At 54.7% G+C, this 25,842-nt stretch carries 27 protein-coding genes, 2 tRNA genes and 1 other RNA gene; 18 read left to right on the top strand and 12 right to left on the bottom strand.

From position 1 onward, the window contains the following. Nucleotides 1–41 precede the first annotated feature (41 nt). The 6 genes from efeU (at nucleotide 42) to ABLV78_RS15790 (ending at nucleotide 5,119) form a co-directional block, all read left to right on the top strand. Nucleotides 42–872 (top strand): iron uptake transporter permease EfeU, encoded by an 831-nt coding sequence (efeU, locus tag ABLV78_RS15815; protein ID WP_047043553.1) that lies wholly within the window; start codon nucleotides 42–44, stop codon nucleotides 870–872. A 53-nt stretch (nucleotides 873–925) separates the two neighbouring features. After that, complete coding sequence (gene efeO, locus ABLV78_RS15810) at nucleotides 926–2,053, top strand: iron uptake system protein EfeO (protein WP_045396943.1); 1,128 nt, start codon at nucleotides 926–928, stop codon at nucleotides 2,051–2,053. A 4-nt stretch (nucleotides 2,054–2,057) separates the two neighbouring features. After that, a complete protein-coding gene (gene efeB, locus ABLV78_RS15805; protein ID WP_047043548.1) occupies nucleotides 2,058–3,341 on the top strand; it encodes an iron uptake transporter deferrochelatase/peroxidase subunit in 1,284 nt (427 codons plus the stop codon). Nucleotides 3,342–3,851: 510 nt separating this feature from the next. Further along, nucleotides 3,852–4,640 carry a phosphate starvation-inducible protein PhoH gene (phoH, locus tag ABLV78_RS15800; RefSeq protein ID WP_045396936.1) on the top strand — a complete coding sequence of 263 codons (789 nt, stop codon included), beginning with the start codon at nucleotides 3,852–3,854 and terminating at the stop codon, nucleotides 4,638–4,640. A 12-nt stretch (nucleotides 4,641–4,652) separates the two neighbouring features. Continuing rightward, a complete protein-coding gene (locus ABLV78_RS15795; protein ID WP_141097061.1) occupies nucleotides 4,653–4,988 on the top strand; it encodes a hypothetical protein in 336 nt (111 codons plus the stop codon). Further along, complete coding sequence (locus ABLV78_RS15790) at nucleotides 4,988–5,119, top strand: hypothetical protein (RefSeq protein WP_264181662.1); 132 nt, start codon at nucleotides 4,988–4,990, stop codon at nucleotides 5,117–5,119. Before ABLV78_RS15795 ends, ABLV78_RS15790 begins: the two co-directional genes overlap by 1 nt. 352 nt (nucleotides 5,120–5,471) lie before the next feature. On the opposite strand, the gene ABLV78_RS15785 is transcribed toward ABLV78_RS15790, so the two are convergent. The 4 genes from ABLV78_RS15785 to ABLV78_RS15770 form a co-directional block, all read right to left on the bottom strand. After that, nucleotides 5,472–5,610, bottom strand: a non-coding RNA gene (locus ABLV78_RS15785) — RtT sRNA. 43 nt (nucleotides 5,611–5,653) lie between these two features. Beyond that, nucleotides 5,654–5,741 (bottom strand) — tRNA-Ser (locus ABLV78_RS15780). A gap of 147 nt (nucleotides 5,742–5,888) precedes the next feature. After that, on the bottom strand, nucleotides 5,889–6,566 hold the full coding sequence (locus ABLV78_RS15775; protein WP_015367229.1) for an isochorismatase family protein: 678 nt from the start codon (nucleotides 6,564–6,566) through the stop codon (nucleotides 5,889–5,891). Between the two features lie 19 nt (nucleotides 6,567–6,585). Beyond that, entirely contained in the window at nucleotides 6,586–7,446 is an 861-nt protein-coding gene (locus ABLV78_RS15770) for a pirin family protein (RefSeq protein ID WP_047046929.1), read from the bottom strand. Nucleotides 7,447–7,561: 115 nt separating this feature from the next. On the opposite strand from ABLV78_RS15770, the gene ABLV78_RS15765 reads away from it, so the two are divergent. Continuing rightward, nucleotides 7,562–8,467, top strand: coding sequence for a LysR family transcriptional regulator (locus ABLV78_RS15765; protein ID WP_047046926.1), 906 nt, complete (start codon nucleotides 7,562–7,564; stop codon nucleotides 8,465–8,467). A gap of 452 nt (nucleotides 8,468–8,919) precedes the next feature. Here the strand turns inward: ABLV78_RS15765 and ABLV78_RS15760 are convergent. Next, nucleotides 8,920–9,007 (bottom strand) — tRNA-Ser (locus ABLV78_RS15760). A gap of 268 nt (nucleotides 9,008–9,275) precedes the next feature. On the opposite strand from ABLV78_RS15760, the gene ghrA reads away from it, so the two are divergent. The 7 genes from ghrA (at nucleotide 9,276) to ymdB (ending at nucleotide 13,930) form a co-directional block, all read left to right on the top strand. After that, on the top strand, nucleotides 9,276–10,214 hold the full coding sequence (gene ghrA / locus ABLV78_RS15755) for a glyoxylate/hydroxypyruvate reductase GhrA (protein ID WP_045393613.1): 939 nt from the start codon (nucleotides 9,276–9,278) through the stop codon (nucleotides 10,212–10,214). An 85-nt stretch (nucleotides 10,215–10,299) separates the two neighbouring features. Beyond that, nucleotides 10,300–11,037 (top strand): phosphatase, encoded by a 738-nt coding sequence (locus ABLV78_RS15750; protein ID WP_047046923.1) that lies wholly within the window; start codon nucleotides 10,300–10,302, stop codon nucleotides 11,035–11,037. A gap of 23 nt (nucleotides 11,038–11,060) precedes the next feature. Continuing rightward, on the top strand, nucleotides 11,061–11,615 hold the full coding sequence (locus tag ABLV78_RS15745) for a TorD/DmsD family molecular chaperone (protein ID WP_045393616.1): 555 nt from the start codon (nucleotides 11,061–11,063) through the stop codon (nucleotides 11,613–11,615). A gap of 102 nt (nucleotides 11,616–11,717) precedes the next feature. Beyond that, complete coding sequence (locus ABLV78_RS15740) at nucleotides 11,718–12,200, top strand: DUF1097 domain-containing protein (protein WP_045386447.1); 483 nt, start codon at nucleotides 11,718–11,720, stop codon at nucleotides 12,198–12,200. 287 nt (nucleotides 12,201–12,487) lie between these two features. Further along, nucleotides 12,488–12,784 (top strand): YmdA family protein, encoded by a 297-nt coding sequence (locus tag ABLV78_RS15735; RefSeq protein ID WP_226473727.1) that lies wholly within the window; start codon nucleotides 12,488–12,490, stop codon nucleotides 12,782–12,784. A gap of 228 nt (nucleotides 12,785–13,012) precedes the next feature. Next, complete coding sequence (locus ABLV78_RS15730) at nucleotides 13,013–13,315, top strand: YmdA family protein (protein ID WP_052766969.1); 303 nt, start codon at nucleotides 13,013–13,015, stop codon at nucleotides 13,313–13,315. Between the two features lie 90 nt (nucleotides 13,316–13,405). Next, nucleotides 13,406–13,930, top strand: a complete 525-nt coding sequence (ymdB, locus tag ABLV78_RS15725) for an O-acetyl-ADP-ribose deacetylase (protein ID WP_045393619.1) — start codon at nucleotides 13,406–13,408, stop codon at nucleotides 13,928–13,930. A gap of 44 nt (nucleotides 13,931–13,974) precedes the next feature. On the opposite strand, the gene mdoC is transcribed toward ymdB, so the two are convergent. Continuing rightward, the gene (gene mdoC / locus ABLV78_RS15720; RefSeq protein WP_045393621.1) at nucleotides 13,975–15,135 is read right to left on the bottom strand and encodes a glucans biosynthesis protein MdoC; all 1,161 of its coding nucleotides are present in this window, start codon (nucleotides 15,133–15,135) and stop codon (nucleotides 13,975–13,977) included. Between the two features lie 252 nt (nucleotides 15,136–15,387). Here mdoC and mdoG point away from each other — a divergent pair, with 252 nt between their 5' ends. The 3 genes from mdoG (at nucleotide 15,388) to ABLV78_RS15705 (ending at nucleotide 19,751) form a co-directional block, all read left to right on the top strand. Continuing rightward, the gene (gene mdoG / locus ABLV78_RS15715; RefSeq protein ID WP_047046915.1) at nucleotides 15,388–16,941 is read left to right on the top strand and encodes a glucans biosynthesis protein MdoG; all 1,554 of its coding nucleotides are present in this window, start codon (nucleotides 15,388–15,390) and stop codon (nucleotides 16,939–16,941) included. After that, nucleotides 16,934–19,462 carry a glucans biosynthesis glucosyltransferase MdoH gene (gene mdoH / locus ABLV78_RS15710; protein ID WP_047046912.1) on the top strand — a complete coding sequence of 843 codons (2,529 nt, stop codon included), beginning with the start codon at nucleotides 16,934–16,936 and terminating at the stop codon, nucleotides 19,460–19,462. The genes mdoG and mdoH overlap by 8 nt, the downstream gene beginning before the upstream one ends. 61 nt (nucleotides 19,463–19,523) lie before the next feature. Then, nucleotides 19,524–19,751 carry a YceK/YidQ family lipoprotein gene (locus ABLV78_RS15705; RefSeq protein WP_045393628.1) on the top strand — a complete coding sequence of 76 codons (228 nt, stop codon included), beginning with the start codon at nucleotides 19,524–19,526 and terminating at the stop codon, nucleotides 19,749–19,751. Here ABLV78_RS15705 and ABLV78_RS15700 read toward each other — a convergent pair whose 3' ends face one another. The 3 genes from ABLV78_RS15700 to ABLV78_RS15690 form a co-directional block, all read right to left on the bottom strand. Beyond that, the gene (locus ABLV78_RS15700; RefSeq protein WP_045393629.1) at nucleotides 19,752–20,138 is read right to left on the bottom strand and encodes a MysB family protein; all 387 of its coding nucleotides are present in this window, start codon (nucleotides 20,136–20,138) and stop codon (nucleotides 19,752–19,754) included. It abuts the gene before it with no gap. Nucleotides 20,139–20,228: 90 nt separating this feature from the next. Continuing rightward, on the bottom strand, nucleotides 20,229–21,479 hold the full coding sequence (mdtG, locus tag ABLV78_RS15695) for a multidrug efflux MFS transporter MdtG (protein ID WP_047046908.1): 1,251 nt from the start codon (nucleotides 21,477–21,479) through the stop codon (nucleotides 20,229–20,231). Between the two features lie 172 nt (nucleotides 21,480–21,651). Then, nucleotides 21,652–22,572, bottom strand: coding sequence for a Kdo(2)-lipid IV(A) acyltransferase (locus tag ABLV78_RS15690; protein WP_047046907.1), 921 nt, complete (start codon nucleotides 22,570–22,572; stop codon nucleotides 21,652–21,654). 207 nt (nucleotides 22,573–22,779) lie between these two features. Here ABLV78_RS15690 and trhO point away from each other — a divergent pair, with 207 nt between their 5' ends. Further along, nucleotides 22,780–23,844, top strand: coding sequence for an oxygen-dependent tRNA uridine(34) hydroxylase TrhO (gene trhO, locus ABLV78_RS15685; protein ID WP_047046904.1), 1,065 nt, complete (start codon nucleotides 22,780–22,782; stop codon nucleotides 23,842–23,844). Here the strand turns inward: trhO and ABLV78_RS15680 are convergent. From ABLV78_RS15680 to bssS, 3 genes are all read right to left on the bottom strand, one after another. Continuing rightward, a complete protein-coding gene (locus ABLV78_RS15680; RefSeq protein ID WP_064571551.1) occupies nucleotides 23,830–23,943 on the bottom strand; it encodes a DUF2770 family protein in 114 nt (37 codons plus the stop codon). The genes trhO and ABLV78_RS15680 overlap by 15 nt on opposite strands. 223 nt (nucleotides 23,944–24,166) lie before the next feature. Then, nucleotides 24,167–25,285: an N-methyl-L-tryptophan oxidase gene (gene solA / locus ABLV78_RS15675; RefSeq protein ID WP_045393642.1), complete on the bottom strand. Its 1,119-nt coding sequence runs from the start codon at nucleotides 25,283–25,285 to the stop codon at nucleotides 24,167–24,169. A gap of 124 nt (nucleotides 25,286–25,409) precedes the next feature. Then, entirely contained in the window at nucleotides 25,410–25,664 is a 255-nt protein-coding gene (gene bssS / locus ABLV78_RS15670; RefSeq protein ID WP_045393644.1) for a biofilm formation regulator BssS, read from the bottom strand. Nucleotides 25,665–25,842: the final 178 nt, after the last annotated feature.

Raw genomic sequence — 25,842 nt, 5'->3', positions numbered from 1 at the left:
TTTGCATCCGTTGACGGCGGTTCACATTTAAGGGTTTCGGCATGTTTGTTCCATTTCTCATCATGTTACGCGAAGGGCTGGAAGCCGCGCTGATTGTCAGCCTGATTGCCAGCTATTTAAAACGAACCCAGCGCGGCAGCTGGATCGGCGTCATGTGGATTGGCGTATTCCTCGCGGCGGCGCTCTGTCTCGGGTTGGGGATTTTTATCAACGAGACCACCGGAGAATTTCCGCAGCGCGAGCAGGAACTGTTTGAAGGCATCGTGGCGGTGATAGCGGTATTTATCCTCACCTGGATGGTGTTCTGGATGCGTAAAGTGTCGCGCAACGTCAAACAACAGCTGGAGCAGGCGGTGGATAACGCGCTGCAGCGCGGGAATAACCACGGCTGGGCGCTGGTGATGATGGTGTTTTTTGCGGTTGCCCGCGAAGGCCTGGAGTCGGTCTTTTTCCTGCTGGCAGCATTCCAGCAGGATGTGGGCATCTGGCCGCCGCTGGGGGCGATGCTCGGGCTGGCGACGGCGGTAGTATTAGGTTTCCTGCTTTACTGGGGCGGTATCCGTCTTAATCTCGGCGTGTTCTTCAAATGGACCAGTCTGTTTATCCTGCTGGTGGCGGCTGGTCTGGCCGCCGGGGCGATTCGCGCCTTCCACGAGGCGGGATTGTGGAATTACTTCCAGAATGTCGCCTTTGACCTTAGCAACGTGGTATCGACGCATACGCTGTTCGGCACGCTGCTGGAAGGCATCTTTGGTTATCAGGAGACGCCCACCGTCAGTGAAGTGGCGGTTTATCTCCTCTATTTGATCCCGGCGCTGGTGTGCTTTGCCTTGCCGCCGGGCAGCAAAACGACAGCATCGCGAGCCGCGTAATTCAGGCGCCGCTGATTAATATAGTTACAACATACTTTTCGAAAGGGATGGTCATGATAATTCATTTTCGCCGTACTGCGCTGCAGTTAACCGTCGCCGCGCTGTTTAGTTCCGCCTTTTACGCTCAGGCTGCGGATATCCCGCAGGTGAAGGTCACCGTCAACGACAAGCAGTGCGAGCCGATGCAGGTAACGGTGAAGGCGGGTAAAACCCAGTTCATCATTCAGAACCACAGCCAGAAAGCGCTGGAGTGGGAGATCCTGAAAGGGGTAATGGTGGTCGAGGAGCGGGAAAACATCGCGCCAGGATTCACGCAAAAATTGACGGCTAACCTGCAGCCGGGCGAATACGATATGACCTGTGGCCTGCTGACTAACCCGAAAGGTAAGCTGATTGTCACCGGTGAAACCAGCAAAGATGCGGCGAAAGCCGATGCGGTGCTGAGTCTTGGCGAGGCGATTACTGCCTATAAAGCCTACGTTACCGCGGAGACCGCGCAGCTGGTTAGCGGCACTAAAGCCTTTACCGATGCGGTAAAAGCCGGTGATATCGAGAAAGCGAAGGCGCTGTATGCCCCGACCCGTCAGCACTACGAGCGCATCGAACCGATTGCCGAACTGTTCTCCGACCTCGACGGCAGCATTGACGCCCGTGAAGATGATTTCGAGAAAAAAGCCGAAGACCCGAAATTTACCGGCTTCCACCGTCTGGAAAAAGCGCTGTTTGGCGATAACAGCGTGAAGGGAATGGAAAACTATGCCGAACAGTTGAACAGCGATGTGCTGGAACTGCAAAAACGCATTAGCGAGCTGGCCTTCCCACCGTCGAAAGTGGTAGGCGGCGCGGCGGGGCTGATTGAAGAAGTGGCGGCCAGCAAAATTAGCGGCGAAGAAGATCGTTACAGCCATACCGACCTGTGGGACTTCCAGGCCAATATCGACGGCGCACAGAAAATCGTCGACCTGCTGCGCCCGCAGCTGCAAAAGGATAATAGCGCGCTGCTGGCCAAAGTTGACGCCAACTTCAAAAAAGTTGATGCCATCCTTGCTAAATACCGCACGAAAGACGGTTTCGAGACCTATGACAAGCTCACCACCGCTGACCGTAATGCGCTGAAAGGGCCGATCACGACGCTGGCAGAAGATCTGGCTCAACTGCGTGGAATTTTGGGCCTGGATTAATTCGATGACACAACAGAAACCACGCGACGTGAATGAACCGTCACGTCGCCGCTTACTGAAGGGGATCGGCGCGCTTGGCGGCGCGCTGGCCATCAGCGGCGGTTGCCCGATGGCGCAGGCGGCGAAAGCGGAAAGCTCCCCCGGCACGCTCGCACCCGATGCGCGTCAGGAAAAACAGCCATTTTATGGCCCGCATCAGGCGGGCATACTGACGCCGCAGCAGGCCTCGATGATGCTGGTGGCGTTTGATGTACTGGCGGCGGATAAAGCCGACCTCGAACGCCTGTTCCGCTTGCTGACCCAGCGGATCGCCTTTTTAACCGCAGGCGGTCCGGCGCCGGATACCCCGAATCCCCGATTGCCGCCGATGGATTCCGGGATTTTAGGGCCGTGGATTGCGCCGGATAACCTGACTATCACCGTCTCCGTCGGCCATTCGCTGTTCGATGAGCGCTTTGGCTTAGCGGATAAAGCGCCAAAAAAACTGCAGGCAATGACGCGTTTCCCGAATGATTCGCTGGATGCCGCACTGTGCCATGGCGATTTACTACTGCAGATTTGCGCCAATACCCAGGATACGGTCATTCACGCGCTACGTGACATTATCAAACACACGCCCGATCTACTGAGCGTGCGCTGGAAGCGGGAAGGGTTTATCTCTGATAGCGCGGCCCGTAGCAAAGGCAAAGAGACGCCAATTAACCTGCTGGGCTTTAAAGACGGTACCGCTAATCCGTCGAGCCAGGATAAAGCGCTAATGGATAACGTGGTGTGGGTTACTGCCGACCAGGGCGAACCGGCCTGGGCGATCGGCGGTAGTTATCAGGCTGCGCGTATCATTCAGTTCCACGTTGAGTTCTGGGATCGTACGCCGCTGAAAGAGCAGCAGACGATTTTTGGCCGCGATAAACATTCTGGCGCGCCGTTGGGGATGAAGCATGAACATGATGTTCCGGACTACAGTGGCGATCCGAACGGTGAAGTGATTGCCCTTGATAGCCATATTCGTCTTGCGAACCCGCGTACGCCGGAAACGCAGTCCAGCCTGATGATGCGCCGCGGTTACAGCTATTCGTTAGGCGTCACCAACTCAGGGCAACTGGATATGGGGTTATTGTTCGTTTGCTATCAGCACGATTTGGAAAAGGGATTCCTGACGGTGCAGAAACGGCTGAACGGCGAGGCCCTGGAGGAGTACGTTAAACCGATTGGCGGCGGATACTTCTTTGTGTTGCCCGGCGTGATGAATGACCAGCATTATCTTGGACAATCGCTGTTACAAGCCTGATAGGCGTCCTGCCGGCGAAGGCAGGGCGTTTTCTGCTGTTTTTCTCGGATTCAATATATTTCCTGCCATGTGTTATATTTCTGTAATACAAATGACGGATAGTTTTCTACAATGATTTTAGAAATCATTGTTGCGTCAATGTAAAAAATAAGTTGCATTAAGAATAATTTTTGATGTACTTATTACATACGCGGTAGTTCCCGGCAGTGATGTCGCTCACTATGGAGATCGCGAATGGTAAGGTCCTGTAGCGGACAACGTAAAACCACATACCGTACTTTCCAGCACGGGGGCCCAGCTTCCGGCAGCGATTTTCACTCTGTAACCCCAATCTCTTCCACTACTAATCAGGCTAACTCTGGCAGGGTACGCGGTGCGCGTAGCCGCGACTCGTTGTCCATTCAACCGGCAAGCAATGGCTTACAAGGAAGCCAAACCTCAATCGTTCGTGCGCATAATCGCGTTGCTCTTGACGCGCGTGATGTAAACCAACAACGCAAGGTGCTATCCATGGGAAGACAAAAAGCAGTGATCAAAGCTCGTCGTGAGGCAAAACGTGTGCTGAGACGGGATTCGCGTAGCCATAAACAACGTGAAGAAGAATCGGTCACATCGCTTGTGCAAATGAGTGGCGTAGAAGCAATCGGCATGGCGCGGGATAGCCGCGATCTTTCGCCAATTGAGGCGCGTAATGAAGCTCAGGCGCATTATTTGAATGCCATCGACAATAAACAGCTGATTTTCGCCACCGGCGAAGCCGGGTGCGGGAAGACCTGGATCAGCGCGGCTAAAGCAGCTGAAGCCCTGATCCATAAGGATGTGGACAGAATTATTGTTACCCGTCCCGTTCTGCAGGCCGACGAAGATCTCGGCTTCTTACCGGGAGATATCGCCGAAAAATTCGCTCCCTATTTCCGACCGGTATATGACGTGCTGGTGAAGAGGTTGGGCGCTTCCTTTATGCAATATTGCCTGCGCCCGGAAATCGGCAAGGTAGAAATCGCGCCGTTCGCCTATATGCGCGGACGCACCTTTGAAAACGCGGTGGTGATTCTGGACGAGGCCCAGAACGTGACCGCGGCGCAAATGAAGATGTTTTTAACCCGCCTCGGGGAGAACGTCACGGTTATCGTCAACGGCGATATTACCCAGTGTGATTTGCCCTCTGGCGTAAAATCAGGCCTGAGTGACGCGCTGTCGCGTTTTGAAGAAGACGAGATGATTGGCATCGTGCGCTTTACCACCGATGACTGCGTGCGTTCAACGCTTTGCCAGCGAACGTTGAAAGCCTATTACTAAACGCTTGTGAGTGTGCAAAGCCCGGGATATCCCGGGCTTTGTTGTTTTTGCAGCATTTTCCCGGCGGCGCTGCGCCTGGACTGGCTACTGATGGTGCGGCCTTCGGGATTCCCGGCGGCGCTGCGCCTGGCCGGGCTACTGGTGGTGCGGGCTGTGGGGTTTCCCGGCGGCGCTGCGCCTGGACGGGCTACTGATGGTGGGGCCTGTGGGATTCCCGGCGGCGCTGCGCTTGGCCGGGCTACTGATGGTGCGGCCTTCGGGATTCCCGGCGGTGCTGCGCCTGGCCGGGCTACTGGTGGTGCGGGCTGTGGGGTTTCCCGGCGGCGCTGCGCCTGGCCGGGCTACTGATGGTGCGGCCTTCGGGATTCCCGGCGGTGCTGCGCCTGGCCGGGCTACTGGTGGTGCGGGCTGTGGGGTTTCCCGGCGGCGCTGCGCCTGGCCGGGCTACTGGTTGGTGGTGCGGCCTGTGGGATGGGTAGCCCGGGCGAGGCATTTATGCCGCCCCCGGGAAGGGCGGCGGTGCCACATGCGAAAAAAGAGCCCGTACTTTCGTACGGGCTCTTATCTCGAATATGGCGGTGAGGGGGGGATTGACTCGCTTCGCTCGCCGTTACTCGGCCCATCCATGGGCCTCGCCCCTTCGGGGCCAACGCCGGCGTTGTTCAAAAACGCTCCCGGCGTTTTTGTCGGGGCAGCCCGCTTACTGCGTTCGCGGTCTGTCCAACTGGCTGCGCCAGTTGTCGAACCCCGGTCGGGGGTTCTCGTCCCCCCCCCAACGGAGAATATAAAAGAAAAGAGCCCGTACTTTCGTACGAGCTCTCATCTCGAATATGGCGGTGAGGGGGGGATTGACTCGCTTCGCTCGCCCCTGCGGGGCAGCCCGCTTACTGCGTTCGCGGTCTGTCCAACTGGCTGCGCCAGTTGTCGAACCCCGGTCGGGGGTTCTCATCCCCCCCAACGGAGAATATAAAAGAAAAGAGCCCGTACTTTCGTACGAGCTCTCATCTCGAATATGGCGGTGAGGGGGGGATTCGAACCCCCGATACGTTGCCGTATACACACTTTCCAGGCGTGCTCCTTCAGCCACTCGGACACCTCACCATATTGTCTTGCTGCTCACCTTGGGTGGGCAACGGGGCGCTACTATAGGGAGTTGCGCTAAAACGGTCAAGCATATTTTTTTTCTTTCTTTACCGTTCGGTTAAGCAATGAACACTGCCCCGTCTATTCATCGACGGGGCAGCTATTTTAACGCTGGGAATCCAGCTTTTCGTTGTTCTTCACGACATCCTGCGCCTTGCTGTAGCTTTCAATCAGCAACTGGTACGCCGGGAAGACTTTGGTATACACCTCAGCCCACTCGGCGGCATCCGGACGGTTCCAGGTGCGCTGCAGTTCAGAGGCTACCGCGGCGGTATCCATTGGCACTACACCGGCCTGGACTACGCGGGCCAGGGTGATCTCCTGCGCCATTTTGCTATAGGTACCCGAGGCGTCGATAACGGCAAACACTTTATAACCGTCGGCGACGGCGGCAATTGCCGGGAAAGCCATGCAGACGCTGGTAATGGTACCGGCGATGATTAAGGTTTTGCGCCCGGTCGCTTTCACCGCGGCGACAAACTCCGGGTTGTCCCAGGCATTGATTTCGCCTTTACGCGCAATATATTTCGCATGCGGCGCGTTCTCATGAATTTCCGGAATCAACGGGCCGTTCGGGCCTTGCGGTACGGAAGCGGTGGTGATCACCGGGATCCCGGCAAGGGATGCCATTTTCGCCAGCGCGGCGGCGCGAGCGCGCAGTTCCGGCATCGGCATATCGCCAACGGTCTGGAACAGGCCGCTTTGGTGGTCAATCAACAGCATCGCGGTATCGTTAACATCAATCACCGGACGAGAACCGTTAAAGTTAGCTGGAGTAGACATATTCTTCACCTCAATTTTGTTAGATTTGGCCAAAACGGCCGCTGTTAAAATCGCGAATTGCCTCGGCAATTTGCGTTTTGGTATTCATCACAAACGGGCCGTAGCCCACGATCGGCTCCTGCAGCGGCTCGCCGGCCATCAGCAGAACTTTCGCGTCGGAGCCCGCTTCCAGATGGAAGGCTTCGCCTTTCTGGCTCAGCACCACCAGCTGTCCTTCCCGGGCGTTTTCCGTACCGTTAACGGTGACTTCACCTTCCAGTACGACCAACGCGGTGCTCCAGCCTTCCGGCTGACGCAATGTCACATCGTGACTTTGTTTGAGCTGCATATCCCACACGTTTAACGGTGAGAATGTGTGCGCTGGGCCGGCAACATCGCCGTAACGCCCGGCAATCACTCTGAAGGTCCCGGCATTGTCTTCCAGCGTCGCTTGCGGAATGACGTCTGCGGTAATGCTCTGATAGCCCGGAGTCGTCATTTTGTCTTTCGCCGGCAGGTTGACCCACAGCTGCATCATTTTCAGTTCACCGCCAGAGCGGGTGAACGCTTCGGAGTGGAACTCTTCATGCAGTATCCCGGCGCCAGCCGTCATCCACTGCACGTCGCCTGGGCCGATAACGCCGCCTCTGCCGGTTGAGTCGCGATGCTCTACTTCACCGGAGTAGACAATGGTGACGGTTTCGAATCCGCGATGCGGATGCTCGCCGACGCCGCGTTTACCGCTTCCCGCCGGAAAAGTGTGCGGACCGGCATAGTCGAGCAGTAAAAATGGGCTCAGTTGTTCGCCGTGGGTCTGGTAAGAAAACATTGAGCGAACCGGGAAACCGTCGCCCACCCAGTGCTGCGAAGGGGCGGTGTAAACGCCAGTAATCTGTTTCATGGTTATCTCCTGCATGTCTGTATCTGATGTGAATAAGCTTATATCTGGAGCTAATATTCCGGTAGATAGCGAAAATGACCTATACTGTTCTAAAAATGGAACGATGGAGAGAAGGATGCATGACCTCAACGATCTGGCCTGGTTTGTTCAGGTGGTAGACCATGGCGGTTTTGCCGCTGCCGGTCGGGCGCTCGACCAGCCTAAATCCAAACTCAGCCGCCGCATTGCGCAACTGGAAGAACGCCTGGGCGTGCGCCTGATTCAACGAACCACCCGACAGTTCGCCGTAACGGAAGTCGGCCAAACTTTCTATCAACACTGCAAGGCGATGTTGATAGAAGCCGAAGCGGCGCATCAGGCGGTAGAAACGCTGCAGTCTGAACCGCGCGGCAGCGTTAAGCTCACCTGTCCGGTAACCCTGTTGCATGCCCATGTTGGCCCGATGCTGGCGCGCTTTATGGTGCGATACCCAGGGGTGACGCTACATCTTGAAGCCACTAACCGGCGGGTGGACGTGGTGGGCGAGGGGGTTGATGTGGCCATCCGCGTGCGGCCAAGGCCATTTGAAGATAGCGACCTGGTCATGCGGGTGTTGGCCGATCGCGGCCATCGCCTGGTGGCGAGTCCGGCGCTGATCGCTCGGCTTGGGCGCCCACAGGCGCCGGCGGAATTGAGTACCTGGCCGGGGCTAAGTATTGGCGCCGGAAAACATCAGCATAAATGGCAATTGACCGGCCCGGAGGGGGCGCGAGCCGAGGTTTATTTCACCCCGCGAATGGTGACCAGCGATATGCTGGCGCTGCGCGAGGCGGCTATGGCGGGCGTTGGCGTGGTACAGCTTCCTTTATTAATGGTGCGCGATCAGCTGGCATCAGGGGAGCTTGAAATCGTGCTTGATGAGTGGCAACCGCGACGGGAAGTCATTCACGCGGTGTTTGCCTCGCGGCGCGGTTTATTACCTTCTGTCAGAGCGCTGGTGGATTATCTCAGCGAAGAGTATCAGCGGATGGAAGAGGATTAGCTTAGACTCTTTTTCCCCGGCGGCGCTGCGCCTGGACGGGCTACTGGTGGTGCGGCCTGCGGGATTTCCGGCGACGCTGCGCCTGGTCTGGCTACTGGTGGTGCGGCTGTGGGATTCCCGGCGGCGCTGCGCTTGGCCGGGCTACTGGCTGGTGGTGCGGCCTGTGGGATGGGTAGCCCGGGCGAGGCATTTATACCGACCCCGGGAAGGGCGGCGGTGCCACATGCGAAAAAAAGCCCGTACTTTCGTACGAGCTCTCATCTCGAATATGGCGGTGAGGGGGGGATTGACTCGCTTCGCTCGCCCCTGCGGGGCAGCCCGCTTACTGCGTGCGCGGTCTGTCCAACTGGCTGCGCCAGTTGTCGAACCCCGGTCGGGGGTTCTCGTCCCCCCCCAACGGAGAATATAAAAGAAAAGAGCCCGTACTTTCGTACGAGCTCTCATCTCGAATATGGCGGTGAGGGGGGGATTCGAACCCCCGATACGTTGCCGTATACACACTTTCCAGGCGTGCTCCTTCAGCCACTCGGACACCTCACCATATTGTCTTTCCCGTTGTTGCTGGGAACGGGCGCTAATGTAGGGAAATACGTATCTCCCGTCAATCAACTTTTTTAAAAAAAGATGCGTTTAGCCAAACTTCAAACAACTTGCTTCTTAAACGCGCGGGAATCGTTTTTTTTGTCACCATTCTCTTTATTCCTCGATAGCGATACGAAATTTGTTATGCTGGCAAACCAATACAAAACAAAGAGTAAAACACGACGCAAACCTCAACCTACTCACGCGTCAGTAATCAGGAGTCATTATGGAGATTATTTTTTACCACCCGACGTTCGATACCCCGTACTGGATAGCAGAGTTGGAAAAACATCTGCCGGGAGCGCGCGTTCGTGAGTGGAAACCTGGCGACAATCAACCAGCCGACTATGCACTGGTCTGGCATCCACCGGTAGAAATGCTTCAGGGACGCGAGCTGAAAGCGGTTTTTGCTCTCGGCGCCGGCGTGGATTCCATTCTTAGCAAGCTGCGGGAGCATCCGGAAATGCTGCCGCTTTCTGTCCCATTGTTCCGCCTCGAAGATACCGGCATGGGCCTGCAGATGCAGGAATATGCGGTAAGCCAGGTACTGCACTGGTTCCGTCGCTTTGATGATTATCATGCGCTGAAGCAGGAATCCCGCTGGCAACCCTTGCCGGAATACCGCCGCGAGGATTTCACTATTGGCATCATGGGGGCAGGGGTGTTGGGCGGCAAAGTTGCGGAAAGCCTGTTGCGCTGGGGATTCCCGCTGCGCTGCTGGAGCCGTAGCCATAAATCCTGGCCGCAGGTCGAGAGTTTTGCCGGTCAGGAAGAGTTGGGCGCGTTTCTCCGAGAAACCCGCGTGCTGATCAACCTGTTGCCAAATACGGCCGAAACTGTCGGTATCATCAATAAAACGCTACTGTCCCAGTTGCCGGATAACAGCTATGTTCTGAACCTTGCCCGCGGCGTGCATATCGTCGAGCCGGATTTACTGGCGGCGCTTGATAGCGGCAAACTGAAAGGGGCGATGCTGGATGTCTTTAGCCGCGAACCGCTGCCAAAAGAGAGCCCACTGTGGGCGCATCCGCGCGTGGCCATGACGCCGCATATTGCCGCCGTTACCCGTCCGCAGGAAGCAATTGCCTATATTGCCAGCACCATTAGCCGCCTGGAGCGTGGTGAAACGGTCAGTGGGCAGGTCGATCGCCAGCGCGGCTACTAATCGATAGCCCCGCTACGGCGGGGTTTTTACTGATCATGACTCCTGATTCCTGCTATTCTTGCCACAAACAGAGGAGGAGATTGTGATGTATCCTGTTGACCTGCACATGCATACCGTCGCCAGCACCCACGCCTACAGTACCTTGCATGACTATATTGCCGAGGCCAAACGTAAAGGCATCAAACTTTTTGCCATCACCGATCACGGCCCGGATATGGCCGATGCCCCGCACTACTGGCATTTCGTCAATATGCGTATCTGGCCGCGTCTGGTTGATGGCGTCGGCATCCTGCGCGGCATTGAAGCGAATATCAAAAATACCCAGGGTGAAATTGACTGTACCGGACCAATGCTGACCTCGCTGGATCTGATCATTGCCGGTTTTCATGAGCCGGTATTCCCGCCTCAGGATAAAGCCACCCACACTGAAGCGATGATTGCCGCGATTGCCAGTGGCGCAGTCCACATGATTAGCCATCCTGGTAATCCGAAGTTCCCAATCGATATTCCCGCGGTGGCCGAAGCGGCGGCAAAGCATCATGTGGCGCTGGAAATTAATAATTCCTCTTTCCTTTCGTCGCGTATTGGTAGTGAGGATAATTGCCGGGCGATCGCCGCCGCCGTGCGTGATGCGGGTGGTTGGGTGGCGCTGGGTTCGGACTCCCATACCGCCTTTACCCTTGGCGAATTTACCGAATGCCGCAAAATCCTCGACGCGGTGAATTTCCCGGAAGAGCGGATCCTTAACGTCAGCCCGCGTCGACTACTGAATTTCCTCGAATCGCGTGGGATGACGGCGATTGCGGAATTTGCAGACCTTTAATTTGAACCACTGGAACATATTGTATGAATGAATTTTCAATCCTCTGTCGCGTGCTGGGCTCGCTGTATTATCGTCAACCGCAGGACCCGCTGTTGGTGCCGCTGTTCACGCTGATTCGCGATGGCAAGCTGGCCGCCAGTTGGCCGCTGGAACAGGATGAATTACTGGAGCGTCTGCAGAAGAGTTGTGATACCCAGCCGTTAACCGCTGATTATAACGCCCTGTTCGTTGGGGAAGAATGTGCGGTCTCGCCTTATCGCAGCGCGTGGGTTGAAGGGGCAACTGAAGCGGAAGTTCGTGGTTTTCTGACGCAACACGGCATTCCTACTGGCGAAGGCCCAACCGATCATATTGGATCCTTACTGCTGGCCGCATCATGGCTTGAAGATCACGCCACGGAAGATGAAAGCGAAACGCTGGAAACGTTATTTGCCGATTATCTATTACCGTGGTGCGGTACCTTCCTTGGAAAAGTGGAGGCGCATGCGCAAACCGCATTCTGGCGCACCATGGCGCTATTAACGCGTGAAGCGATTTCCGCCATGTGGGATGAACTGCAGGAAGAAAACGACGAATAAATGTGACTAAAGTCACTTTTATTGTGAAACAGCAAACTCACGCTTTCATATTGTGTGTTCTGGATCGCATTTGGTTACCGCGTATCTGCTATGATACGCGGCATGAACATACTCTTCGCAATCGCACTCACGACGGGCATTCTCTCCGGTATCTGGGGATGGGTGGCGGTCTCACTTGGCCTGCTGAGCTGGGCCGGATTCCTCGGCTGTACGGCCTATTTCGCGTGCCCACAAGGCGGCCTGAAAGGGCTGTTGATTTCTGCCTGCACGGTCATGAGCGGCGTGATATGGGCGCTGGTGATTATTTACGGTAGCGCGCTGGCGCCGCAGTTAGAAATCCTCAGCTACGTGATGACCGGAATAGTCGCCTTCCTGATGTGTATTCAGGCGCGCCAGCTGCTACTTTCTTTTGTTCCCGGAACCTTTATCGGCGCATGCGCGACGTTTGCCGCGAGCGGCGACTGGCGCATTGTCGTGCCGTCTCTGGCGCTGGGATTGGTCTTCGGCTATGCCATGAAAAACAGCGGACTGTGGCTGGCGGCACGAGCGGCAAAGAGCAAGTCTCTGGCTAACGATAACGTCTGATTTTCTTCACATTTCCTCGATGACAGGAGCAAGGCTCCTGTCACGCACTACATGAAAGCTTTTTTGCATCAACCCCTCTTCGATTGTTTTTTCCTCTTAATGCAGACATTTTGAGCAAACAAACCATAATAATTTGATACCGTTTGCAAAAACGGAGAGAAAAAAGTATCAACAGGTACTTCATATATATACTGATTTTGTATGTAGTTGCTTGTATTCAACTGCGCTCATGGATGATTTGTAAGGTTTTTTTGACCGTTACGCAGAGGGGTTTTGCCGTGAAAAAAATGACTGGCGTACTACTTGCTACAGTTTGTTTCCTTCCCGCTTTATTGACGTTTTCAACTACCTCTAACGCCGCAAGCGGCGTGATTCGTTTCCACGGCGGCGTTGTCGAGCCGCCTTGTAAAATTCGTTCTTCAGAAGATCAGGTCTCGATGGCCTGCGCTAAGCAGAAGTCAGTCACTTTTTCTGCTCAGCAGGTAGCCCGAGGGGATCTGCAACATGCCAATATCAAATCTACGCAATTAACCTACATTAATCCTCAGCACACTAACGCTATCCTCGAAGTGAATTATCGTTAACAGTACAGCCCCTGCCGGACCTGCAGGGGTTTTCCCGTCTCTCACCTGATATTCCCCCGCAGATTTTTTGTAGCAAAATCAAGATGAATCGGTTTTGTTATCAAAAAGAAAACAAAAAGTAATATATTTGTGTTTTGTAACGCAATCATTGCCTTGCCGTAGTCGGGCGGCGCAGTGCGCTCAGGGATGGCCTGTTGCTTCTTTGCTATTCATACAGAGGAGTCTGCCGTGATAAAAAAAATCCACGCCTTAGCTGTGCCATGTCTGATGTTGTCATGCTTATTTGGCTCAGTGAATGCCGCGCCGACCGGCAGCGTTGTCGCCATTTACGGGCAGGTCGTTGACCCTTCCTGCGAGGCCAATAGTATGAATGGTAAGATTGAAATGGCCTGCCCGCGGCTGGGTAGCCAGGCGATTTCGCCGCAGGTGCTGACGACGGGGAATTACAGTAATGACGCCGTCGGTTCGACACAATTAAAGTATATTGATCCGCAACATACCCGCGCTATCCTCGAAGTGAATTATCGCTAATTACTGACCCTCAGGCTTTCGCCTTGGGGTCTATCATGCCATAGTAGACATCACTCTGAGTATGAAGACGTTTGCCGACAGGAGGGGGAAATGGTGGTTCAACCTGAAGTGGTTCTCGGCGATATTACGACGTTGCAGGTAGATGTTATTGTCAATGCGGCAAACCCATCATTACTGGGCGGCGGCGGCGTTGATGGCGCCATTCATCGCGCAGCCGGCCCGGAACTACTGGCGGCGTGCAAAATAGTTCGTCAGCAGCAGGGCGAATGTCCTCCGGGGCATGCGGTTATCACCAGCGCCGGTAATCTACCGGCCAGCGCGGTGATTCATGCGGTCGGCCCCGTCTGGCACGGCGGCGGCGAGCAAGAAGCCGAATTACTGGCGGATGCCTATCGCAATAGTCTGTTGCTGGCGGCAGCCAATAATTATCGTTCTATTGCTTTTCCGGCTATCAGCACCGGCGTATATGGCTATCCGAAACAGGCGGCGGCGGAAATTGCGGTGAAAACGGTGAATGCTTTCCTCACCCGATATAATCCGCTGGAACGGGTGTGCTTCGTCTGCTTTGATAACGAAACGGCGGAGATCTATCAGCGATTATTGCGGGCGGAATGAATCGTTACACCGGCAGCACGCGGGCGCGCTGCCGGTTGAGGCGTTTAGTTAACCGACACCGGCGTTTTAGCCGGCTTTTGCTGCGGTTTACCCGAGAACAGGAAGCGGAGCAGCGGAATACGTAGATGGATTTCGTACAATATCAGCGCAATCCCCACCACAAATACCAGCCCGGTGATAAAACCTAACAGGTTCGATTTTATTATCGGCGTAATCCATGCCCCATACAGCAGAGTCAGCGGATGGTGCACCAGGTAGATAAACAGCGAGGCGTTGACGAAGTAAGTCACCCGTGCGGACTGGAAGTTGAGTAGGCGGTGGCCCAGTGAGAACACCACGTTTACCATCCACAGCCCCAGTACCATCGTAATCACTGATTCGGTTTCATACATCCAACCATCGCCAGAACCATACTGCTGGTTAAGACGATAGGCGATAAAGCCCAGCAGTGCGCCAACAAAACACCACGGTGATGAGGTGGTGAACATCGCTTTCAGCCGCGGATTGATGAACGTCTGCGCGCCGAGAATAAAAAACGGCAGATAGAACAGGGTCTGCATCACGATGAAGTTAAACAATCCGTTACTGAGAATAGGCGGGTAAATAATAAAAATGGTGCGACGGATCACCGCGTACAATACGCCAAGCCCCAGAAAAATCAGCGATAATTGACTGAATGTGACGGTGTCACCAAAACTGTTGTCCTGCTTTTTCCGCCGATTGGCCAGCCACTTAAACAGCACTACCCCAGCGGTGGTCAGCACCACGAGCACCAGCAAAAACCACAGATGGGAGATAAGCTCCCAGGCCAGGGTGTTGAATTTGTCATAGCCGGAGAGCGTATGCCAGTCCTGGGCTTTACCATTGACGTATTGCAGCATCAGAAACTGCGGCAGCGTAAGCAGCGGGATCGCGGTGAGCATCGGGATGCCAACTCGCTCTACGCGCACTTTCCACCATTTCTTCAGCGGATAGCGGAGAAACAGCATGTATGAGAAATAGCCGGAAATAACAAAGAAGACCTGCATACGGAAGGCATGGATAAAATCGTTGAACAGCGTTAGCCCCCAGGAGGGCTCCAGGCTATTCACATGCCAGCTGTGGCTGGAGTAGATAAGTGAGATGTGAAACGGGATCCCCAACAGCATCAGCCAGGCGCGGATACTGTCGAAGAAATATTCACGTTCTACTGGTGTTTTATTCATAAATTCACAACAATCTCAGACAATTCGTCTTATCACTCAGGGCGATAACGGGTACATTGCCAGCAACCCTACATGAACTCAGGGAATCTGTCTCCAGGATAAGTACGCAAAGTGCAATATGGGACAGAGAACTGTTTATTCCCTGGTCCGCTAAGCTGAACAATGCAGGGATTATGTTGTCGGATTGCCTGAGTTTCCATTAAAATAGATCGGATCGATTTAAGCACACAAAGGGGGAAGTGCTTACTTACTATGAAACATAAACCACAGATGATGAAAATGCGTTGGTTAAGCGCAGCCGTAATGTTGTCCCTGTGTACTTCATCTGCATGGGCATTCAGCATTGATGACGTAGCAAAACAGGCGAAAACGTTAGCCGGGAAAGGCTATGAAGCGCCGAAAAGTAACTTACCCTCCGCCTTCCGCGATATGAAATACGCGGATTACCAGCAAATCCAGTTCAATCACGATAAAGCCTACTGGAATAACCTGAAGACCCCGTTCAAGCTGGAATTTTACCACCAGGGTATGTATTTCGACACGCCGGTTACTATTAATGAAGTGACCAGCACCAGCGTACGTAAAATTAAATATAGCCCGGATTATTTTAATTTTGGCAATGTTCAGCACGATAAAGACACGGTGAAAGACCTTGGTTTCGCCGGTTTCAAAGTACTGTATCCGATCAATAGCAAAGACAAGAATGACGAAATCGTCAGCATGCTCGGTGCCAGCTACTTCCGCGTTCTGGGCCAGGGTCAGGTATATGGGCTTTCCGCCCGCGGCCTGGCTATCGATACCGCGCTGCCGTCCGGCGAAGAGTTCCCTCGCTTCCGCGAGTTCTGGATTGAGCGTCCGAAAGCGACCGATAAACGCTTAACCATCTATGCGCTGCTGGATTCCCCGCGTGCGACCGGCGCCTATCGTTTTGTGATTATGCCAGGCCGCGACACCGTGGTTGATGTGCAGTCGAAGGTCTATCTGCGCGACAAAGTCGGCAAGCTTGGTGTGGCGCCGTTGACCAGTATGTTCCTGTTTGGGCCGAACCAACCGTCGCCGACCACCAACTATCGTCCGGAATTACATGACTCCAACGGTCTGTCGATTCTTGCCGGTAACGGCGAGTGGATCTGGCGTCCGCTGAATAACCCGAAACATCTGGCCGTTAGCAGTTATGCGATGGAAAACCCGCAAGGGTTTGGCCTGCTGCAGCGTGGCCGCCAGTTCTCCCGCTTTGAAGATCTCGACGATCGTTACGACCAGCGCCCGAGCGCGTGGATCACCCCGAAAGGCGACTGGGGTAAGGGTAAAGTCGAATTGGTTGAAATCCCGACTAACGATGAAACCAACGATAATATCGTCACCTACTGGACCCCGGATCAGCTGCCGGAACCAGGCAAAGAGATGAACTTCAAGTACTCCATTACCTTTAGCCGTGATGAAGACAAACTGCATGCCCCAGACAACGCTTATGTGGTGCAGACTCGCCGCTCAACCGGTGATGTGAAGCAGTCTAATCTCATTCGCCAGCCAGATGGCACTATCGCTTTCATCGTTGATTTCACCGGCGCTGACATGAAAAAAATGGCGGCGGATACTCCGGTAACGGCGCAGGCGAGCATCGGCGATAACGCCGAAATCGTGGAAAACTCGGTGCGCTATAACCCGGTTATTAAAGGTTGGCGTATGACCCTGCGCGTGAAAGTGAAAGATCCGAAGAAAACCACGGAAATGCGCGCGGCGCTGGTCAATGGCGATCAGACGCTAAGCGAAACCTGGAGCTATCAGCTGCCTGCCAATGAATAAGATAACGAATTATATCGACGCATTGCCGCTGTCGGATGCAGAAAAAGCCGCTTTACCTGATGCGAGCCTGCAAGCCGTACATGAAGCGCTTGACGCAGAGCATCATCATTTTCCGCGCGATGAAGATTCCCCGTTAGGATCGGTAAAAGCGCGGCTGGAGCATAGCTGGCCGGACTCTCTGGCCGGCGAGCAACTGGTGAAAGATGATGAAGGGCGCACGCAGCTTCATGCGATGCCGAAAGCCAAACGCTCTTCTATGATCCCGGATCCGTGGCGTACCAACCCGGTAGGCCGCTTCTGGGATCGTCTGCGCGGCCGCGACGTGACCCCGCGCTATCTCTCTCGTCTTACGCAAGAAGAGCGCGAAAGCGAACAGAAATGGCGTACCGTCGGCACCATTCGCCGCTACATTTTGCTGCTGCTGACGCTGGCGCAAACGGTAGTGGCTACCTGGTATATGAAGACCATCCTCCCTTATCAGGGCTGGGCGCTGATCAATCCATCCGATATGGTTGGCCAGGATCTGTGGGTCTCCTTCATGCAATTACTGCCGTACGTATTGCAGAGCGGCATCCTGATCCTCTTCGCGGTACTGTTCTGCTGGGTCTCGGCCGGTTTCTGGACCGCCCTGATGGGATTCCTGCAACTGCTGATCGGGCGTGATAAATACAGTATTTCGGCATCCACCGTTGGCGACGAGCCGCTGAACCCGGAACACCGGACCGCGCTTATCATGCCTATCTGTAACGAAGATGTTGACCGCGTGTTTGCCGGCCTGCGCGCCACCTGGGAATCGGTGAAAGCGACGGGTAACGCTGCGCACTTTGACGTTTACGTGCTAAGCGACAGCTACGACCCGGACATCTGCGTTGCCGAGCAGAAAGCGTGGATGGAGTTGATTGCTGAAGTGCAGGGCGAAGGCCAGATCTTCTATCGTCGTCGTCGTCGTCGCGTGAAACGTAAAAGCGGCAACATCGATGATTTCTGCCGTCGCTGGGGTAGCCAGTATAGCTATATGGTGGTGCTCGACGCTGACTCAGTGATGACCGGCGAGTGCCTGAGCGGGCTGGTGCGCCTGATGGAAGCGAATCCGAATGCCGGGATCATCCAGTCTTCGCCGCGCGCCTCCGGTATGGATACCCTGTATGCGCGCTGCCAGCAGTTCGCCACCCGCGTGTACGGTCCGCTGTTTACCGCCGGGCTGCACTTCTGGCAGTTGGGGGAATCGCACTATTGGGGCCACAACGCCATTATCCGCGTGAAGCCGTTCATTGAGCACTGTGCGCTGGCGCCGCTGCCGGGCGAAGGTAACTTTGCCGGCTCGATTCTGTCGCACGACTTCGTGGAAGCCGCGCTGATGCGCCGTGCGGGGTGGGGCGTTTGGATCGCCTACGATCTGCCGGGCTCCTATGAAGAGCTGCCGCCGAACCTGCTGGATGAGCTGAAACGCGACCGCCGCTGGTGTCAGGGTAACCTGATGAACTTCCGCTTGTTCCTGGTAAAAGGGATGCACCCGGTACACCGTGCGGTGTTCCTGACCGGCGTCATGTCCTATCTGTCGGCGCCGCTGTGGTTTATGTTCCTCGCGCTGTCGACGGCGCTGCAGGTCGTGCACGCCCTGACCGAGCCGCAGTACTTCCTGCAGCCGCGTCAGCTGTTCCCGGTATGGCCGCAGTGGCGTCCGGAGCTGGCTATCGCGCTGTTTGCCTCGACCATGGTGCTGCTGTTCCTGCCAAAACTGCTGAGTATCATTCTGGTGTGGTGCAAGGGGCCGAAAGAGTACGGCGGCTTCTTCCGCGTGACGCTTTCCCTGCTGCTGGAGGTGCTGTTCTCGGTGCTGCTGGCGCCGGTACGCATGCTGTTCCATACCGTGTTCGTGGTCAGCGCGTTCCTTGGTTGGGAGGTGGTGTGGAATTCACCGCAGCGCGATGATGACTCAACGCCGTGGGGCGAGGCCTTTATGCGTCATGGTTCACAGCTGCTGCTGGGGCTGGTATGGGCGGTGGGCATGGCGTGGCTGGATCTGCGTTTCCTGTTCTGGCTGGCGCCGATCGTCGTGTCGCTGATCCTCTCTCCGTTTGTCTCGGCGATTTCCAGCCGCGCGACGGTAGGTCTGCGCACTAAGCGTTGGAAATTGTTCCTGATCCCCGAAGAGTATTCGCCGCCGCAGGTATTGAAAGATACCGATGCTTATCTGACCCTGAACCGTCAGCGTTCGCTGGGCGATGGCTTTATGCACGCGGTATTTAACCCATCGTTTAACGCTCTGGCGACGGCAATGGCAACGGCGCGTCACCGCCACGGGCATATCCTGGATATCGCCCGCGAACGCCACGTCGAGCAGGCGCTAAATGAAACGCCTGATAAGCTTAACCGCGATCGTCGGCTGGTGCTGTTAAGCGATCCGGTAACGATGTCGCGCCTGCACTATCGCGTGTGGAACTCCCCGGAGAAATACTCCTCCTGGGTGGGTGAGTATCAGAAACTCACGCTGAACCCGCTGGCGTTGAAAACGAAGTAAGCCGTACGTTAAGGAAAATACCGGCAATTATGCCGGTATTTTTTTGCCTGAGAGGAAGTGAATGAGAATATTTCTGCTTATCGCCATGACGCTGGTCCTCAGCGGCTGCGGCAGCATTATTAGCCGTACGGTGCCGGGGCAGGGCCATGGCAACCAGTATTACCCCGGTGTACAGTGGGATGTTCGCGATTCAGGCTGGCGCTATCTGACTATTCTCGATCTGCCATTCTCGCTGGTATTCGATACGCTGTTGCTGCCGCTAGACGCCAGCCATGGTCCCTACGAGTAATTAACGCTCATCCCACTCATCGGCTGCGGTCTGCCCCTCTTCGGTATCCAGGGAGGGCTCCAGCTGAAACTCGCCTTCGTCCCATTCGTGTAGCGTATTCTCTTCCACCCACTCCTGGCGTAGCTCGATTTCGTCATAATCGCCGTCAAATACGCTCTGTGCCGCCTCACCACTGAGCATGGGCAAACACTCGCCTTCTTCATCTTCGCTGGCGAAGAATTCGGCCCGCCAGGCGATATCGCCGTCCTGGAGAATGTATTTCTGCATATTGAACTGTTCGATATCGGCACTTTCTTCATCGCTGTCGGGATTATCGGCCAAAAACTCTTCCCGGGCGGCGTCGATTGCCTCTTCGAGCGTGGCGTAGAAAACTGATTCCGTTGACATAGCTAACCCCCTAAGAAGAATGAAAAAGGACACGTTTCAATCTATAGAAGGCGGTTAGCCTGGCGTCAAGGCGGAGTAGCGCTGAAGCGCTTAATTTACCGAACGTTTACCCGAGCCTCCGTCATCCGCCGAAGCGTTGTGCCGTGGGCGGCGCAGACTGATGGTTGAGTAAAAGGCGTTAAACAGGACGACGCAGGCGGTGACGAGGAACACGGCGCGGAAGCCGTAGTTGGCCGAGACCGAGGCGCCGATTAACGGCCCGGTGACGTTACCAATATCGCGAAACGACTGGTTATAACTGAAGATGCGCCCTGATATCTGGCTGGTGGAGTTGTAGACCAGCAGAGTTTGTACAGCGGGTAACAGCGCGCCGTCGGCGGCGCCGAGCAAAAAGCGCAGAATGCCTAGCTGCAGCGGCGTCTGTACGAAGGACATCGGGATTAACAGCAGCACGGAAATAACCAGGGCTACGATCAGGCTCTTTTCCGGCCCGATACGATCGCCGAGCTTGCCTAAACGTGGCGCGCTCAGCAGGGCGGCAATGCCGGGTACGGAGGCAATCATACCGCTGATAAAGGCGATATTACTGACGTTACCCGCCAGGTCGCGCACGTAGAGCGTCAGGATCGGCGCAATGGATCCGGTAGCGACCTGGATAATCAATGAGGTGACGAACAAGCTGAGCACCAGTTTCGGGTTCTTAAGCGAACCGAAAACGTCCCTGGCATTGAGCATCTCTTTTTTGTTCACCGGAACAAAGTTTTCGCGGATTAAAAACAGGGTGAACAGGAAGCAGATAAACAGCACCGTGGCGGTCATGAAGAAGACGGTGCGCAATCCCCAGTGGTCGGCAAGGAAACCGCCCGCCAGCGGGCCCAGCAGCGCGCCGCTTACCGCGCCGGTTGAAAGCGTTCCTAGCGCCCAGCCGCTTTTCTGACGCGGGATTTGGGTCGCGATCAGCGCATTGGCATTGGGGATAAATCCGCCCAGTAAACCCAGCAGCGCGCGCAGGATCAGGAATTGCCATATGTTCTGCGCCATGCCCATCAGCATCATGACGATGGCCATCCCCAGCGCCGAGCGTAGCAGCATAATCTTACGCCCTTTACGGTCGGCCAATCCGCCCCAGAACGGCGAGGCGATGGCGGAAAACAAGAAGGTAATGCTAAAGACCAGCCCTGACCACATATTCAGCGCGCTATGGCCGGTCACGCCCAACTGTTCGACGTAGAGCGGCAAAAAAGGCATCACGAGGCTAAAGGCGGCGCCGGTTAAAAAGCAGCCAAGCCAGGTGACGGTAAGATTTCGTTTCCAGTTGATAGGCGTATCAGCAGACGGCATAAGGTCTCACTGGCCCGCGGCGCGGGTCAAAATAAAGGAAAATATGAGCCTGCTAATTATGCGCCTGAGAAATGGTTGCCGCAATGGAGCGTAGCTTTTAAAGCTAAAGGAGTATTAAAAAGGACTGGCGGTAGAATTTATCCGGGCGAGGACCACCCGGATAGAGAGTCAATCAGTAGCGCGAAGGTACGCCTTCCGGACGAGTTTTAAAGCGGCGATGCAGCCACATATATTGCTCTGGCGCCATCATGATGCATTTTTCGACGATTTTGTTCATCCACGCGGCGGTGGTTTCTGCGTTTTCCAGAGGCGGATCGCATTCCGGCGGCAGCATAATGAGCTCATAGCCTTTGCCGTTTGGTTTACGTCGTGGGACAAACGGTACAATGCAGGCTTTGGACATTTTCGCCAGCATCCAGGTGCCGGAAGTGGTGGCGGCCTGGTCGACGGCGAACAGCGGCGCGAAGACGCTGGCGGTCGGGCCGTAGTCGTGATCCGGGGCGTACCAGACCACTTCGCCTTTTTTTAGCGCGCGGATCATGCCTTTGAGATCTTTACGGTCAATCATATCTTTGTTGGAACGCAGGCGGCCCCAGGTCTGCAGCCAGTCGATAACCGGGTTGTCATTTGGCCGATAAACCCCGATACCGGGCTCGTTCATGCCGAACATGCGCGCGCCCATTTCCAGCGTCAGGAAATGGATACCAATCAGCAGAATGCCGCGATTTTGCGCCTGCACGTCACGGACATATTCAAAGCCAATGGTATCGGTCCAGCGCGCAATGCGGCGGGTAGGCCAGAACCATGCCATGCCGGTTTCCATCAGGCCCATGCCGACGGACTCAAAGTTTTGCACTACCAGTTGATGACGCTCTTGTTCGCTCTTCTCAGGAAAGCAGAGCTCAAGATTGCGATAAGCGATTTTTGCGCGGCGCTTCATAAAACGCATTGCCAGGCGACCGATGGCATTACCGAGACGGTAGATAATCGGATAAGGGAGCTGGACGACTAACCACAACAGGCCAATGCCCAGCCACAGCAGCCAGTAGCGCGGATGGAGCAGCGCGGCGGAAAATTTCGGTAAATGGGTCATTTCATACCTGTCTGATTTAACAACGCGTTCTATTATCGCATTTTTTTCCGCTGTCGCCAAAAGCCGTCTCCTGCCGCAGATGATTGTTAATGACTGAAAATTGCGTGGATGAAATGTAGCGTAAAATGTAGGGATGTAAATTAACGGTGTTTGCTATATGATGCCCGCCGTTTATTTTACTCATTTCCTATGTCGAGCAGGTACACCATGCCAGTGTTACACAACCGCATTTCAAATGAGACGTTAAAGGCGCAGATGTTGGCTGAAACCGAGCCGCGCACGACGATCTCGTTCTATAAATATTTCACTATCGTTGACCCGAAAGCGACCCGTGATGCCCTGTGGCTGGCGCTGACTAAGCTGAATGTCTTTGGTCGCATCTATCTGGCGCATGAAGGTATTAATGCGCAGATCAGCGTGCCGGAAAGCAAGGTCGGGGCGCTGCGTGAATTTCTTGATGGCTTTGACCCGGCGCTGAAGGGGTTACGTCTGAATATCGCGCTGGATGACGACGGTAAATCCTTCTGGGTCCTGCGTCTCAAGGTCCGCGACCGTATTGTGGCCGACGGTATTGATGACCCGACCTTTAACCCCTCTGACGTTGGCGAGTACCTGAAAGCGGCGGAAGTGAACGCGATGCTGGACGATCCGGACGCGGTATTCATCGATATGCGCAACCATTATGAGTACGAAGTCGGCCACTTCGAGAACGCGATGGAAATTCCGGCGGATACCTTCCGCGATCAATTGCCGAAAGCGGTTGAGATGATGCAGGAGTATAAAGACAAGAAGATTGTCATGTACTGCACCGGCGGCATTCGCTGTGAGAAGGCCAGCGCCTGGATGAAACATAGCGGTTTCAATAAGGTGTGGCACATTGAAGGCGGGATTATCGAGTACGCGCGACGCGCCCGTGAACAGGGCTTACCGGTACGCTTTATCGGTAAGAACTTTGTCTTTGACGAGAGAATGGGCGAGCGTATTTCTGATGATGTGATTGCCCACTGCCATCAATGCGGCGCACCGTGCGACAGCCACACCAATTGCCTTAATGACGGCTGCCATTTGCTGTTTATTCAGTGCCCAGCTTGTGCCGAGAAATTTGCCGGTTGCTGCAGCGAAGCCTGCATGGAAGAGCATAAACTGCCGGAAGAGGAGCAGCGCAAACTGCGGGCGGGACGAGAGAATGGCAATAAGATTTTTAATAAATCCCGCGGCCGTCTGAATACCAAGTTAGGTATCCCGGATCCCGACCCGTCAGTAAAACCATAACCAGATGAGGTCGATTGCCGCTAGCAGCAGCCACAGCGCGAGATAAATCATAAAGTGCTCGCGCACGTTGTTGACTAACCAGTGATACAGGCGACGCATACACACTCTCTGATATGAAACGGCCTCGATTGAGGCCGTTTGAGATAAATGATAGACCATACGCAATCGCCGGGCTTGCGGATTGCACCTGACAAAATACAAGGAAAATCAATTTATTGATTTTCGGCTGATCGCCATAAAGAAGGAAAAACCACGCTTTTTCCTTCTTTGTCAGCAGCCTTAAACGGCCTCGATTGAGGCCGTTTTGTTTTATGGCCGGCTATTATTGCGAAAAGCGCGCCAGCGAGAAGGGAGCCAGATCAAACTCCGTCGTTTCGCCTTGCGCAAATTGCGTCGCAATTTCGCCTAGTACCGGGGCAAACTTGAAACCGTGACCGCTTAACCCGGTAATGAGTAATGTATTGTCGTGACCGGGAAGCGTATCGATGATGAAGTCTTCATCTACCGTATTATCGTAAGTGCAGGAGGCGCCGTGCAGGCAGCCGCCAATCCCGGGTAGCACGTTGCGCAGGAAGTTGAACGACTCCGAGCCATCGCTGGCCACCGCGCCAAACGGTTTACGCTCTTCCGGTTCGGAAATCAGCTGGCCGCCATTATGCTTACCGATCTTCAATTCGTTGTCTTCTGCCGGGAAGCCATAATACTGATCGCCATTCGGCAGTTCGCCGGTGAAAGCAGGGAAGTTGTTTTTCGCGCTATAGCGACCATCGGCCTGGAACCAGGCGAAGACTTTACGTACCGGTTGAATGGGCAGTTCCGGCAATAATTTTGTTACCCAGGTTCCGGCGCTGATCAGCAGTTTTTTGCCGCTGTAGCTACCATCGGCGGTATCGATGGTCACGCCGTCGGTGTGATGGTGAATTGCGGTAACCGGGCAGTTGAACAGTTGGGCGCAGCCCGCTTCGCGCGCCAGGCGAATCCAGGTTTCTACCGCCAGCTCGCTGCGTAACACGCCGGAAGCCGGTTCAAAAATAGCCCGGTAATCTTGCGGAATACGAATCTCCGGCCAACGTTTCATGACCGCCTCAGCATCCAACTCTTCCACGTTAAGCTCGAACTGACGCGCGCTGTGAGCCACGTTATTGAGAAAATCGGAGCTAGCGGGGCCAAGGTTAATAACCCCAGTTTTTTCGAATACGGCCTCGCCGCTACTTTGCGCAAATTCGTCCCATAGCTGCTGGGCGCGTAGCACCAACGGCACGTATCTTTCGCCCTCGCCATAGGCGTGACGAATCAGCCGCGTACTGCCATGGTGGCTGCCTTCCTGGTGCGGCGGTTTGTGGGCATCGGTCATCAGGACATTCAGACCGGCGCGACGGGCGTAATAGCCGGCGGCAGCGCCAACGGAGCCACTACCGATAATGATGAGGTCGTATTGCATGGTGAGTTCCGGGTTATTGTTTTATTAGCAGGGTAATTAACATCAGCCGGATGTACAAGCGCGAAAAATAATTCAGGCACCCGCAGGTGCCTGTTCAGTGAATATTTAGACATCATCGGTGATGCTAATGTCTGCGATACTCATTTTCCTGGTAATCGCCAGATTCTATCTTCGCTATTCCTGCTTCCAGAATAGAAATAAACTGACGTGCGACATCCGTCGTTAGCCATAGCGTCTGGCCAATTTCTGCTTCTTTATTGCTTTCTTGCGTGGGGTTTTGGTAGTGCAGGCGCAACATCAGCGCATCGTAGCTATCAACGGTGCTGATGTCCCATCCGACGAGGGGATGGGTCTGGATGACTTCATTATTCTTTTCCATCATAACCCCTTATTCATATGTTAAAAGACAACAATTCTCGAGGTTTAATGCTTGTTTTCTGAAGCACGTTAATTATATCAGCAGTTAAGTACAAACTCGAGAAAATAAATAATTAGAGACAAATTTTGCTCTGATTGGCGGTTTTTTGCGCGAGTTTCGTCCTGGGTCTCATTATTTT

Source organism: Klebsiella sp. CN_Kp075 (assembly GCF_040065055.2).
Taxonomy (GTDB): Bacteria; Pseudomonadota; Gammaproteobacteria; order Enterobacterales; family Enterobacteriaceae; genus Klebsiella; species Klebsiella aerogenes.
This window is presented reverse-complemented; position numbering and strand designations above follow the sequence as displayed.